Source organism: Terriglobus aquaticus (assembly GCF_025685415.1).
GTDB classification, from domain to species: domain Bacteria; phylum Acidobacteriota; class Terriglobia; order Terriglobales; family Acidobacteriaceae; genus Terriglobus; species Terriglobus aquaticus.
The window spans coordinates 2,296,117-2,309,701 of record NZ_JAGSYB010000001.1 but is presented as its reverse complement, the minus strand read 5'-3'; the positions used below and the strand labels follow the sequence as shown (position 1 = coordinate 2,309,701).

Below are 13,585 nucleotides of genomic sequence, written 5' to 3'. Positions count from 1 at the left end.
GCGTTCCGTTCATTTCGCAGGCGCGCCGGTGCTGTGTGGTGCCGCTCCTGCGCGATGCCGCTTTCCGCTGTCCGCCGCGTCCGCAACCATGCGGAGCACCACATCGTTGTTGGGGTGCCAGGAGTCCGCGTGCACCATGAGGATGTCGCCGCGGCGGATCGCTTCGGTTAGCTCCGCGCGATGTGCCTCGAGCTGCGCGGCGCCAACGTCGTTCACCAGGTTGGCACTGAACGCCGATGGATACATCGCGTAAATGTCCGCGGGTGTGCCCAGGTCGCCGTGGAACAAAAAGCTCTGAAACGGCGCGGTGTCCGCGTAGAAGGCAGGCGTGCTTTCTTCCGGAATCAGCAGGGAATCGGGCATGGCCGCCGCGGCTTGCTGCACAATGGACGCGTCTAGTACAGCTCCACGCGGATCCACCGTGGAGTCGAGATAGAAGAGCGTCGCACCCCAGCGATCGTGGGCGAAGCGCATTTTGCGGATCAGCAAAGCAGCAATGTCTGCCCGGCTCGAAAGCGAGACCTGTTCCGCCGAACCGGCAGCGCTCCGCACAAAGTTCTGCGGTCGAACGCACACACCCACTCGGAAGCCTGCGTCTCGAATGGTTCGGAAGTAGGCATCGTCCAGCCGCATACCCTGGAACTTCGATTGTGGATCCTGGACGACGGCTTCCATCTCCGGCGCGATCGTCGCGATCTGATCGGGAGCGCACACATAGCTAGTGTTCATGGGGTACTCTTCGCCCTCCACGTCCCAGGTGATGACACCTTGTGCGTGTAGCCGGCGGAGATTGGTGACGATGTCGGCCGCCTGTTGCAGAACTCTGCGCTGAAACTTGACGATGCCGTCAGCAGATCGAATGTCGAAGTCATGACTGTCGCCGGTGTTGAAGTAGCGACGGGGGTTGTTGGCGTACCCAGCCGGTCGACTGCGGTCGCCGGGCGCTGAGCTTGCCAAGTACGCCGTTCCAACGATGCGGCGATCGCTCCAGTGCAGGCGGGCTGGCCAATGCGCCGCCCATGCCGCATACGCGTCAGCACCGATCGTCGCCCGGGGCGTTCCCGAGGGTGCGAAGCGGAACGAAACGGTGAACCGATCCGTCTGCCCGGGTTCGATGGACCTGTCCCGGTGAGGTTCAAACACAGCCAACGAATCCGGGGCGGTGGAACTGACAAGCGCGGTGTATGCGTTGGGTGTAGCAAGGGGCTGAAAGCCGCTGTACAGGGGCTTCGTCACCTCGGGAACAACGGCGGCAACCTCACCGTCACCGAAGTCCGCGACGGTGACGCTCGGACCTGTCGTGTTGAATGCGAACTGGTGACTGCGTGCGTCTGCAAAGCCCGCCGGCAGCCGCGGAAAATGCAACGCAAACGGATACAGCGTGGCGCCGGCGAAGCGGATGCCACTCCCGGTGTGGTTCACCTCCGTTACGGTCACGTTGAGCGTGTCGCCCTGTTGGTTGAACTCAGTAACGATGGTTCCCCAGCCGAACTCATAGGTGGAGGTGTGCGTGGCTGCATTCCAGGTGCGCCGCTTGGTCGCTTCTCCCCAGCCATGCTCGCCGTCGCTCAATGGGCGGCCCGCCAGGTCCGTGCTCTTCATGTGCCAGATGTGAAAAGCGTCTTCGGGATAGCGGCCTACGTCTTCGAGTACCTGGCCGCGGTAAGCCAGGGTCTGTATGCCTTGCTGGCCATACGTGATCCGCAACCCGTCCTGCGCAAACAGCGGCCCGGCGGAACTTGCGAGACACAGCAGAAGACCACGAATGATTTCAGAAAGCGCATTGTGCTGCATGAACGGCAGGCGTGGCATGTTTCTCCTCTACGTAGTTAAGACCGAAGCTCTCCTGCCGCGCCCGGCAAAGTTCGTTGCCCGCCGCTGCCGTCCCTAACGTTCGGATGTCGTTCTCTGCCACTTGTGCCGATGCTGTCGCTGCCAGTCGATGTGTAGCGTGTCGAGGTCCGCTTCGTCGCTCATACTTTCCGCAATGACCGCTGTTCGCCACCGCATCTCTCGCGCAGTTATTGTGCTGCTGTACGCCTGCGCGGGTCTGCAGTTCGTGCGGTTCTATGCGCGAAGCACGGACTTCTATCTTCGATTGCCGGCTTATCTCTCCGGTCACGAACGCTTGCCGTTTCAGGAGCGGGTCCTGCCGATCTTTCTACTGAAACCTATCTATGCATCGCCGTGGCTGATGCATCGTCTTTCGCATGCAAACGGCGTTATCCCGTGGTCGCGCGCTCCGTTCTTTCTTGTCAGCCTGGTCGCGTTCGCAGTGGCCGCCGTCTTTACCCAACTGCTGTACCGAGCCGTCAGCCCCCGGCGCTCCCTGTCGATGTTCGTCTTCCCATTCTTTCTGTTCACGGTGATGTGGACGTACACCATTCACGTGGAAGCGAACTACTCCTACCCGTATGACATGATCAGCCTCGCGTTTTTCACCGTGGGCCTGGTCTGCGTCTACACCAGGCGTTTTCTCCCACTGCTGCTGACTGTTGCCGTCGGGACGTGGAACCGTGAAACGACGCTGTTTCTTGCGGGCATCTTTGTGCTGGATGCTGTAAGCAGGAACCCGGAAGCGGACGCGCCCTTGCAGGAGCGATTCGACTGGCGTCGCATCCCGTGGCTGCGGGCAGGATTGCTCTGTGCGGTTTGGCTCGCCATCAAGCTGTGGCTGTCCTACCACTTCAACGGCAACGACGAATCCGAGAACTACATTCGCATCGCCGAGAACGCGGGCAGGCTTAAAATCCGGTTGGTTCCGGCTCTGCTCAACATCTGCGGCTACCTGTTCCCGATCGTGCTTCTTTTCTGGCGACGCATCGAGCCGGTCCGCTTCGGTAACTACATCTGGATCGTCGTTCCGTGGTTTGCCATCATGTTCTATACGGGCGTCATTCTGGAGACGCGGATCTACGGAGAGCTATGCCCTTACACGGCGGTGTGCATCATCCTGCTCGCAGAACGTCTGGCCGACCGATCCACGAACCCGCAGCACGTGCATGCCAGTGGCCTGGTGAGCAAGGTCGCCGCCTGAGATTGGGGGAGATTCGCACGGCCTTTTCTTGCAAGGATGACGCCTGGCGCTAACGAATGGGACCGCAGTCCTAAGCCGAAGGTATTGTGCGTGCGATAGAGTTGTCGCGAGGATTCTGCCAGTGCGCCTTCGTTCCTGCAGCAAGCCGCTTGCCGCCGTTGCCTGCCTTGTGTTGACCGCCAGTGCCGCCGCTCAACAGACACCACTTCGAACGTTGCTGGTGGGTGCCGACCGCCGGCCGGCACAGTCTCTAGATGGAGACTGGCACTACCTGGTGGAGCAGCCGCCCGCGCGTGAGCTCTATGACTCGCAAGGCAAGATTCGCGACACGGGCTATGCCCTGAACACGCATCCCAACATCAGCAGTGGACCGCACAACTCCGAGTATGACTTCAGCACCGCGCCTACGCTGAAAGTGCCGGGCGACTGGAACACGCAGGATCCGACGCTGCTGCGCTTTGAAGGCGTGGTCTGGTATCAGCGCGACTTCGACTACACGCCACAGCCGGGCCAGCGCACTTTCCTGCACATTGGCGCGGCCAACTACCGTTCGGTGTTCTGGGTGAACGGCAAGCGCCTGTGTGAGCACGAGGGTGGCTTCACGCCATTCGATTGTGACGCGACCGCGCTGCTGCACCCGGGCAGCAACTTCGTCGTGGCGGCGGTGGACTCAACGCGTCACCAGGACGACATTCCATCGCTGCTCTACGACTTCTACGACTATGGCGGCCTCACACGTGACGTGTCGCTGATCACGGTGCCAACGGAGTTCATCGACGACTACCGCGTTCAACTGCAGCACGGAGCCAGCTTCGCTCCTGGATCTGCCGCGGCGCGCACCGTTGCCGGTTATGTTCACGTGGAAGGCGCCGCAGCCGGAACCAAGGTGAATATCCGCATTCCGGAAGCGGGTGTTGACGCCACGGCGACGACAGACGGCAACGGTCAGGCGTCCTTCCAGGCAGAGGCGAAACGCCTCGACCTGTGGTCCACCACCAATCCAAAGCTGTATGCCGTTCAGATCAGCGCGGGGGCTGATCACGTGGCAGACCAGATCGGCTTCCGCGACGTTCGTGTGGACGGCACACGCATCCTGCTCAACGGCAAACCGATAGCGCTGCTCGGTGCCAACATGCACGCGGAGGCTCCTGTGCGCGGTGGCCGAGCATACAGCGATGCCGATATGCAGAACATCGTCAAGATGCTGCATGCCATCAACGCGAATTTCGTGCGGCTGTGCCACTATCCGCATGACGAGCGGATGACCCGCGCGACGGACGCTGCAGGCATCCTGGCGTGGTCGGAGATCCCACTGTGGCAGCGCATCACCTTCAGCAGTCCGGAGGTCTACGCCAAGGCCGTGACCATGCTGCACGAGATGATCCGTCGCGATCAGAACAAAGCGTCGGTAATCTTCTGGTCTGTGTCGAACGAAACGCCGAACAACGCCGACCGGACACGCTTTCTGACGAACCTTGCGAACGAAGCGCGCCACACCGATTCCACGCGCCTGATCACCAGCGCTCTGATCGGTCCGCGCGTAAGTGAAGATCGCATCGTGCAGGATGATCCGTTGATGCCGGCGCTGGATGTTGTAGGTCAGAACGAATACATCGGCTGGTACGAAGGCACGGCGGAAGACGCCGACCGGAAGACCTGGGTGCTACCACAAAAGCCGTTCATCATGTCGGAGTTCGGCGCCGAGGCGACGCCCGGCAATCACGGCGGAGCGCACGATCGCTGGACGGAAGAGCAGCAAGTGAACGTTCTACAGCATCAGTTCGCCATGATCCGTCGCATTCCGCAGATGCGGGGAACCACGCCATGGGTGTTGATGGATTTCCGGTCGTCCACGCGGAACATTCCTAAGCTGCAGAACGGGTATAACCGCAAAGGCCTGTTTTCTGAAACGATGCAGCCGAAGCAAAGTGTGGAGCTGGTCCGCAAGACGTATACCGAGAACCCGCCGGTCAAAGCGGAGTAGCTGATCCGCACAACCCATCCTCGTGGCTAGCAAAGAAACGGCCCACCCTCTCAATGCGAGAAGGTGGGCCCGCTTGCTTGCTGGTGGTTAGAACAGCAGCTTCAGACCGAACTGCATCTGCCGCGGTGGGAAGGCCGAGGAGAAGGTGCCGAAGTTGCTGTTGCTTGCGTTCAGGTTGATGCCGTTGAAGTTGGTGCGGTTGAGGACGTTGAAGACATCCCACTGGAACTTGAGCCGGACGCTCTCGTGGATTGGGAAGAACTTCGACAGGGTCATGTCCGTCTGTGCGAGCCCCGGGCCGACGATTGCGCCATAGCCCGAGTTGCCGAACCGGTACACCGTCTTCGGCGGTGCAAGGAACGCGCCGCGCGTCGGCGTGTTGACCACCGCGCCCGTGACCGGGTTGATGGTCTGCACATTACCCGCCGTGTTGTTCAGGTACCCGTTCAGACCGGCGTGGCCGTTGCCGTAGATCTTCGTGCCAGGCAGTTGATCCGCGCGAACGGTTCCGAACTGCACTGGCGAGCTTGCCTGAACGTTGTAGTAGGCACCGCTCTGCAGCCGGGCTACACCACTCACCTGCCAGCCACCGATGCCTTCGCGGACAGCGAAGTTGTGGCCGCGAAGTTCCGGTGCCTGGATGACGAAGCTGGCTACAAAGGCGTGGCGTCGGTCGTTCGAAAGGGGACCGTAGTTGTACTGCAGGTTCTGCCAGTTCTCGAGCGTGATGTTGTTCACGGACGAATCACCAAGCGCCTTGGAATAGGTGTATGCCAGGGTCGCCGTCACTACGCCTTTGCGCTTGGAAGCGAAGACTTGCAGAGCGTTGTAGTTGTAGTTGGAATCAAACCGGTTGCTGCTGATCGCGTTATAGCCGCGGTACGGGTTGAAGATGGCCGTGGACGAGTACGGAGTTGCCGAGTTCTGATTGGTGACGGTGCTGACCAGGTCAGGGAAGTTGATGTTGGGCTGGCGCAACTGGTGGTGCGCTACGTTGCCGACGTAGTTCACCTCAAGCAGCACGCTCGATGGCAACTGGCGCTGGAATCCGAAGCTGTACTGCAGCGTATAGGGGTTCTTGTTTCGCGGATCGATCGCGCTGATTCCTCCCTGCAGTCCCGGAGCCGCGGCAGCCTGCGTTGAGATGGTGCCCAGGTTGCCGATGCCGAGCTGGGTGTTGTTCAGGAAGGGCGGCAGGTTCAACTGGCTGAAGATCAGGTTGCCCTGTGGACGGTAGTAGTACATACCGATGCCGCCGCGCACGGACGTCTTGTCATTGGCAGCATAGGCGAAGCCGAAGCGTGGTCCAACGGCTCCGTTCATCTTGTAAAAGCCGCGCGGTGCGCCAGTTGGAATCAGCGGGAACAGCGCCGTGTTCACGTTCGGCACCCGGATCTGCTGATCGCTCGGAACGCCGTTGCCGGCACGGATCAGACCGGTGTACAGGTTGCCGGAGTTAGCCACCAGGCCGCCGCTCGGCGTCACGGTCACCGCGTTTGCCGCGTTGTAAACCGATGGGTCAAAGTTGGTCGCGTTGTTTCCCTGCAGGTAGAACGGCTGGATCCACTGGTAGCGCAGACCGTACTCCAGGCTCAGCTTGCGCGTGGCGCGCCAGCTATCCTGCGCGTACCCTTCAATCTGGTTGAAGCGGAAGTGACCCACAGGATCGGCGCTCGCTTCCGAGTAGCTCTGGAAGTTACCCAGGAACGCGTCGGCCAGTGAGTAGCAGGTGGTGTTGCCCGTAGCGCTGCGGCAGTTACTGGTTGTCGGCAGAGAGTTGAAAGTCGCAGTACCCGTGTAGTTCGAGCGACCGTTCTGGTCCACGCGATCGCGGATGTACGCAGCGCCAAACTTGAAGTTGTGGTCACCCTTGACCCAGGTGATGTTGTCCGCGACCTGGATGTCCGTCGACGGCGACAGCAGCCCGAAGTTCGGTCCCTGGAAGCCGGCGAAATTCGTGACGTTCACGATCGGAATGCCGTTCGGGTACGTACCCACGCCCGGGTACAGCTTCTGGTACTGGAAGTTGTAGGTCTCACGCTTCCAGTTGTTTCCAACGGGTGGAATGCGCTGCGCTGCCCAGCTTGCATTGCCCTGTACCTGGTTGATCAGGTTGGGGTGGATCAGCCAGGTCTCCGAGAGCAGATAGCTCTGTCCGGGACGGTTGCGCTGCGTTGGCGTCGTGTTCAGGATGCCGCTGTTGGAGAAGGTGCCGAAAGGATCGATGAGTGAGTTCTGATCGTGAATCCAGCGACCGAACAGAGAATGCTTCTGATTGATGACATAATCGAAGCGCACCAGGTCCTGATGAAAGTTCAGCGGGTTCGAGGGCGCCAGGGTCAGGTTGTTGCTGGGTGTACCCGTTTGCCCATCGCGATAGCTCAGGCCACCCTTGATGATCGTCTGGTAAACGTTCGCGATCGCGCGACCGTCAGGTGTAATGCGGCTGGCGATGTTGTTGTTGGCGATGGGGGTGCTGGTGCCCGGGATATACAACTGCTGTGTGGCGTTGGTGCACACACCGTTGACGAAGCCTGCCGTGCAGAGGCCAGAGAAGTCACCCGCCAGCATCGCGCTCGTAGGCACCGTAAAGGTCTGGGCCGTTGCCTGCTGGCGCAGCCGCTTCCACTCTTCACCAACGAAGAAGAACAGCTTCTCCTTGATGATCGGGCCGCCAACGAAGAAGCCGAAGTCGTTGTAGATCAACTGGGTCTTGCGGCGCGCAATGTAGTTCGTCGCGTCCAGGTAGCTGTTGCGCAGGAACTCGAATGCGCCGCCATGGAATTGGTTGGTGCCGCTTTTGGTGACGATATTGAAGGTCGGCCCCGAAGTGCGGCCAAATTCTGCCGAAGCGTTCGAAGTATCAATCTTTACCTCGGCGATGAAGTCCGGCCCCACGTTGTTCATCAGCGAGCCGTTAGAACCGGCTACCTGGTTGTAGGCGCCGTCCACGGTCAGGTTGTTGGTGTCGCTGCGATTACCGTTGATGGTCTGGTTGTTCGAGGCAAGCGAGGTGGTAACAGAGAAGATGTCCGGATTGGTCACCACCGCGCCCGGCACCAGCGTCAGCAACTGCGTGTAATTGCGGCCGTTCAGGGCCAGATTATCAACCTGCCGTGCATCGATCACGCGTTCCAGAGAACCATTGGTCGTGTTCAGCGATTCAACGGCACCGCCCTGCACCTCGACCACTTCGCTGCTCTGGCCTACCTGCAGCGTCAGGTTCGAGGTGACTCTGGCGTCGGCCGTCACTTCCACGTTCTGCTGCTGAGCCGTGCTGAAGCCAGGCGCGGTGACCGCAACGGTGTACGTGCCCAGCGGCAGGGTTGTTGCAGTGTAGTTGCCGCTGCTGTCAGTCGTGACCGTGCGCGTCAACTGCTTGCCCGTGTTGGTCAAGGTTACGGTCGCGTTCGGAACAGCTGCCCCACTCGGGTCCGAAATGGTGCCGGAGATCTGGCCAAAAATGGTTTGTGCCGCCAACGGATGGACGAGCACCGCAGCCGGAATAGCTGTGAGTGCCGCAATGCACAGTAACGATCGACGCATAAGCCTCGCAAAAAGCAATGCTGCCCGGAGATTTCAGAGCGCCCCGAAGCAGTTAGTTTGAGTTGCGAGCGAGTATCAATGCCGTATACAGCAATCGTCAACACAGCATGCAGTGCAAGCTGAGACCGAGACGTTGTGGAAGTTGGTCGCTGACATCTCGTTCTGATCCTGACAAGATTTTGGAGTCGAATGAACTCGCGAGCGCCGTGAGGTCACATCTGCCCGGAAGCTACTGATTATCCGTGCGTAGAGCCGAGGCAGCACGCTGTTCAAGACTGCCCAATGCAGCAGGAGACCAAGGGCGCCTTCGGCCTCCTCCAACTTTTGATTGACGCGCCGTATGCACTCGAGCCCTAGTGACTGATCTGGCTCACAGCCTCTTCTATCTCCGCTGCAGTGTGCCGGGCGCCGACGCCGTGCTTCACCCTGGTGGGGACAGCCAGGGTGCGCACGCGCTTGCCTTGCCTGTTCTTTCGAAGCTTCGCTTACTTCAGTTCGAAATATTCGGCATAGCGACAAGGTCCAGTGATCTGCTCACTTCAGCTTGGGACAAGGGCTGGGTAGCCGAACTTAGCGTTGCCGCAGGTGAAGCATTCTCCAGCAACCTCCCCGGCCCACTCGACAGAAGTTCGAACCTTGGAACTCGCGCCCCATATGGCTGAGTAAAGCCGCGGCTCCCGACAATCCGCTGGGAGGCCCTGACCTCTCGCGAACAGGCGTGAAGAATGCGCTTCTGGCGGGCAAGCAACCGACACAACGCAAACGGCGGAATCCCTTGCCGAATACCTTCCTTCATTGACATGTACATGTGGAGCCCCTCTTTCTGTGGCGCGGATGCGGGGAAGGCGTTCGCCCGATAGAGTTTGGGTGGCGCCGCGACCTAACCTGCCGGCGATGCCGGCAATGCAGATGCGATCACTTTTCCAGCGGGATTTGTACTTCCGAGGCGACCATGGCGGTATCGTTCCCGGTTGGCACGGCGGCCACTTCTTTCTTGGGCCGCGGATTCACCACTCGAATGCCATCGCGTGAGCCCTCGGTCCATGCGCTATCGAGGTAGTAGCCGGTCGCGCTGACGCGAAAGACGAGCTTGCTCCTCTGCTGGCTTGTGGAAGAGGTATCCCCATAGACCATGAACCTGCTGGCCGTTGCGCCGCTTCGCGTTCGCAGGGAGTAGATGTTTTCGCTGTCGCGGTGAAGGAAGTATTCGCCAGCAGGCAGAATGTGGCCATTCGCCGCAAATCGGAAGGGGATTTTCGCGACGGAAACCGTCCTGCCCTGGCAAAATGCCGGCAGCGGAAGGAAAATCGCGAGTTTTAGAACGAGAGAACCAAGGCGTGCCATGTTTCGGCGCGCCATCAGACCTGGGAGAAGAGAGTTGTTCATACTTTGTCCTTGGTTTGGGGCTTTTTCAGCCCTCACTGGATAAGGCGGAAACGCGCCGGACAAAGTGCCATCACAAAAAAAGAATTTGTGCTGCCATGAACACGAACTCACCGGCTAAACTGTTGCCGACACGCAAAGGCTGAACGATATGGCTTTGTCGTCCCCTCAATCGCAATTCGGTGCGGAACAGCATCTGGTTACGCAGCTCCTTCATCAGGTGCATGCGGGTGACCAGCATGCTGCGTCAGAACTGGTGCCTCTCCTCTATCGCGAGCTGCACCGCCTGGCAGAGGCCGCCATGCGCCGCGAGCGCCCAGGTCATACGTTGCAGCCGACGGTTCTGGTGCACGAAGCCTACCTGCAACTGTTGCAAACAGAACGGATCGATTGGCAGAGCACAGCCCATTTTCTTGCTCTTGCCGCAAACACGATGCGGCGTGTGCTGGTCGACCATGCGAGGGCGGCGAAAGCTCAGAAACGTCCCGGCGGGCATGAGCAGGTGGAACTCAACTCGCGCGTGCAGGTGTTCGAACAGCAGATCGATGTCCTCTCTCTGAACGAAGCGATGGACAAGCTGGCCGCCTTTGATCCGCGTCTGGCGCAAGCCGTGGAGATGCGATTTTTCGGCGGGCTTTCGTTTGAAGAGATCGCGCAAGCGCAAGGTATTTCGCTCCGAACCGCGAAGCGCGACTGGGTCTTGGCAAAAAGCTGGCTCTACACGGAATTGGCGCGCGGCTCCGCTGAGACATGAGCCCGGACCGGTGGAGTCGGGTCAAAGAAATCTTCGATTCGATCGCGGATGAGCCGGCATCTCGCCACATGGCGCTTGTGCATGCGGCCTGCGACGGCGACCTGGCCTTGGAAGCGGAAGTACTGCGCCTCCTGGGGGCTGTCCCTGCTTTAAGCGACTTCCTGGAAGCGGGTGCCAGCAACTTATTTGGCGAGTTACTGGAGCAGCCTTCCAGCTCACCTGCATTCGTGGTGGGCGCCGTTCTGGCTCGACGCTTTGAAATACGGTCCTACATCAACCGCGGCGGTATGGGCGAGGTATACGAAGCGTGGGACAGCCAGCTGAACCAAGCCGTTGCCCTCAAAACCATCCTTCCTCACATCTCAGCGAATCCTGCGGTCATTGAGCGCTTCAAGCAGGAGGTGCGGCTTGCCCGCGAGGTGTCCCACCCCAACATTTGCCGCGTGCACGAGCTCTTCTGCGAGGAGCCGGCTGAGGGACCACCCATCTGGTTCCTGAGCATGGAACTGCTACGTGGGACTACTCTTCTGGCCCACATTCGTGAGCACGGCCCGCTGTTGCGCACTGCTGCAGAGCACCTTGCCGTTGCCATGCTCTCGGGGCTGCAGGCCGCCCACACGCGTGGTCTGGTTCACCGGGACTTCAAATCGGGTAATGTCATGCTGCTCGACATGCCTGGCTCTCCGGTGCGCGCCGTGATCACCGACTTCGGTCTGGCCATTATGAATTCGCCGGGCGTCACGAACGGAAGCGACCTGATCGCACGCGGAACTCCGGGGTACATGTCGCCCGAGCAGAAGCGCGGTGAGGTGGTTGGACCTGCGGCGGACCAGTACGCATTCGGCGTGGTGCTGTGGGAGATGATGACGGGTCAGACGCCGCCAGCAACGGGTAACCTGTCCATCGACTCACGGAACATCGCGTATCCAAAGACGTGGCTGCGGGTGATTCAACGCTGCACCGCACCCGCACCCGACGACCGCTTCCCCGACATGGCTGCGGTCAGGTCCTCGCTTCTGCCCGCACCCGTGCGCACGCGCATGATCTGGGTTGAAGCGGCGGCAATCCTGCTAGCGGCGGGCTTAGGACTACTGCTCTGGAAACGTCACGCCAGGGTGCCTCCCGTCGCCTGCGTGATTTGCAATACGGTGCAGATAACTCCAGACGTGGATAAGTCGGAGACACCCTCCCTCTCGCAGGACGGCCGCTTCGTGGCATATTCCTCAGATCGCGCCGAGCCTGGCAACCTGGACATCTTTGTGCAGAAGCTTCCCTCCGGACCCGTCATTCGGCTGACCCGCGACGGCGCACGAGACACCGTTCCAAGCATCTCTCCCGATGGAAGCCAGGTGGCGTTTCGATCGGAGCGTGACGGCGGCGGCATCTATCTGGCATCGACACAAGCGCCAGAACAGTCTCCTCGTCTTCTGATCAGGGGTGGCCGCGATCCCAAGTTTTCACCCGACGGCAAGAGCCTCCTCTACTGGACCGGCGATCCGGATTCCAGCACGCCTTCCGGAAGGGCATTTCTGCTGCCCTTGGCCGGTGGTGCTCCCCAGCTCGTGGCAGCCCAGTTCCAGGATGCACGGTACCCCGTTTGGAATTCGAACGGGCGGGCGATTCTGCTGACAGGCTGTTTGGCGCCGGGCCTTCTTCCCGATTGCCTGGATTGGTGGATCGCCTCTGCCAGCACTGGCACAGTCGCACCCACCCACGCCTTTTTCTCTCTGCGTGCGAAAAACTTCCTGCCGGGCCGACTCAACTCTCTGGAGTGGCGCGGGAATCAGCTCGTCTACAGCTCTATGAACACGAGTGGCAGGCTGAATCTTGCCGAAATTTCGTTGCCGCCCAGTGATCCTCACGCCATCGGTCAGCCGCGATGGCTGCTCCCGTCCGATTCCGGTGAGCTCGATCCTTCAATATCAGGAGGGGGATCGATCGCGTTCACTCGCATCACCGGAGCTCTTCACATTTGGAAAATGGACGGTCTCCTTGAAAAGAAGCAGCTTTCTCTGGAAAAGGTGACAGAGGATCCCGAGGTAGATGGTCAGCCCTTTGTCGCGGAGGGAGGGCGCTATCTCGTCTTTACGCGCGGGCGAAGCGCACAACGTGTGGTGGTGCTGCGCGACCTGCAAAGCGGTCAGGAACGCGTGGTCTGGAACCAAGGCTTGTCGGCGCAGTCACCTATAGTCGACCGCGACGGGGTCTGGCTAGCGTTTCAGCAGGCAGAACCGACAGGCCGGTCCGCGGTATATGCAGGGCGCATCGGGACCAGCATGAAGCGTATCTGCGAAGACTGCAGCGCGCCCTTCGGTTGGTTTGCGCACGACCACATGTTCTTTTTCCGAAGCGGACTCAAGGCGCTCTCGCTCGCTGATCCACGCACCGGCCAGCAACAGCCTGTCTTGAGTGAAACAGAAGCCATGCTGGGGGACGCGAGTTGGTCAGCCGCCACGAGCAATCTGGTTCTGGTCGCGTCTTCGCCGGCGCGCAAGCGAATCGAGGTTGTGCACCTGAATTCCATCGACCTCCATCCACAACGGTCAGTATTCATGCCGGAGGAGCCAGGCACACCACTGCACCCGCGCTGGTACGGCAACGGAACCGGCATCGTGTACACCTCCAATCGCGACGGGTTCATGTGCCTTTATCGTCGCCGCTTCGATGTGGCTAAACAACGATTCGGCGAACCCATCGTCGCAGCCCACATCCATAACCAGCGCGCCTCCATAGACGAGGTCTTGCCGCGCGTGCTGAACTTGTCCACTGACGGCGATAGCCTCTTCCTCAATCTTGGCGAGCAGAGCTCGACCATACAGGTCGGCACCCTTGCTCAGGTCCACTAAGACGTCTGGAGGCGACCGCGTCAACATTTTGTTGG

General features: G+C 60.2%; 8 protein-coding genes. 4 read left to right on the top strand and 4 right to left on the bottom strand.

Annotated elements, in window-relative coordinates:
* Positions 1–9: 9 nt before the first annotated feature.
* A complete protein-coding gene (locus OHL12_RS09715) occupies positions 10–1,812 on the bottom strand; it encodes a hypothetical protein (RefSeq protein ID WP_263413623.1) in 1,803 nt (600 codons plus the stop codon).
* 175 nt (positions 1,813–1,987) lie between these two features.
* Here OHL12_RS09715 and OHL12_RS09710 point away from each other — a divergent pair, with 175 nt between their 5' ends.
* Both OHL12_RS09710 and OHL12_RS09705 read left to right on the top strand, forming a co-directional pair.
* Positions 1,988–3,037: a hypothetical protein gene (locus tag OHL12_RS09710; protein ID WP_263413622.1), complete on the top strand. Its 1,050-nt coding sequence runs from the start codon at positions 1,988–1,990 to the stop codon at positions 3,035–3,037.
* Between the two features lie 121 nt (positions 3,038–3,158).
* On the top strand, positions 3,159–5,021 hold the full coding sequence (locus OHL12_RS09705; RefSeq protein ID WP_263413621.1) for a glycoside hydrolase family 2 protein: 1,863 nt from the start codon (positions 3,159–3,161) through the stop codon (positions 5,019–5,021).
* A gap of 87 nt (positions 5,022–5,108) precedes the next feature.
* Here the strand turns inward: OHL12_RS09705 and OHL12_RS09700 are convergent, their stop codons facing one another.
* The 3 genes from OHL12_RS09700 to OHL12_RS09690 all read right to left on the bottom strand — a co-directional run bounded on the left by OHL12_RS09700 (position 5,109) and on the right by OHL12_RS09690 (position 10,191).
* Entirely contained in the window at positions 5,109–8,567 is a 3,459-nt protein-coding gene (locus OHL12_RS09700) for a Plug and carboxypeptidase regulatory-like domain-containing protein (protein WP_263413620.1), read from the bottom strand.
* A gap of 915 nt (positions 8,568–9,482) precedes the next feature.
* Positions 9,483–9,953, bottom strand: a complete 471-nt coding sequence (locus OHL12_RS09695) for a hypothetical protein (RefSeq protein WP_263413619.1) — start codon at positions 9,951–9,953, stop codon at positions 9,483–9,485.
* A gap of 70 nt (positions 9,954–10,023) precedes the next feature.
* The gene (locus tag OHL12_RS09690; protein WP_263415160.1) at positions 10,024–10,191 is read right to left on the bottom strand and encodes a hypothetical protein; all 168 of its coding nucleotides are present in this window, start codon (positions 10,189–10,191) and stop codon (positions 10,024–10,026) included.
* Here OHL12_RS09690 and OHL12_RS09685 point away from each other — a divergent pair.
* Entirely contained in the window at positions 10,171–10,704 is a 534-nt protein-coding gene (locus OHL12_RS09685) for an ECF-type sigma factor (RefSeq protein WP_263415110.1), read from the top strand. The two genes, OHL12_RS09690 and OHL12_RS09685, sit on opposite strands and share 21 nt — an antisense overlap.
* Positions 10,701–13,550 carry a serine/threonine-protein kinase gene (locus OHL12_RS09680; RefSeq protein WP_263413618.1) on the top strand — a complete coding sequence of 950 codons (2,850 nt, stop codon included), beginning with the start codon at positions 10,701–10,703 and terminating at the stop codon, positions 13,548–13,550. The genes OHL12_RS09685 and OHL12_RS09680 overlap by 4 nt, the downstream gene beginning before the upstream one ends.
* Positions 13,551–13,585: the final 35 nt, after the last annotated feature.

Coding starts and splice junctions, on each gene's coding strand:
- OHL12_RS09715 (WP_263413623.1), bottom strand. CDS start 1,812: ATGCCACGCCTGCCGTTCATGCAGCACAATGCGCTTTCTGAAATCATT.
- OHL12_RS09690 (WP_263415160.1), bottom strand. CDS start 10,191: ATGCTGGTCACCCGCATGCACCTGATGAAGGAGCTGCGTAACCAGATG.
- OHL12_RS09710 (WP_263413622.1), top strand. CDS start 1,988: ATGACCGCTGTTCGCCACCGCATCTCTCGCGCAGTTATTGTGCTGCTG.
- OHL12_RS09695 (WP_263413619.1), bottom strand. CDS start 9,953: ATGAACAACTCTCTTCTCCCAGGTCTGATGGCGCGCCGAAACATGGCA.
- OHL12_RS09700 (WP_263413620.1), bottom strand. CDS start 8,567: ATGCGTCGATCGTTACTGTGCATTGCGGCACTCACAGCTATTCCGGCT.
- OHL12_RS09680 (WP_263413618.1), top strand. CDS start 10,701: ATGAGCCCGGACCGGTGGAGTCGGGTCAAAGAAATCTTCGATTCGATC.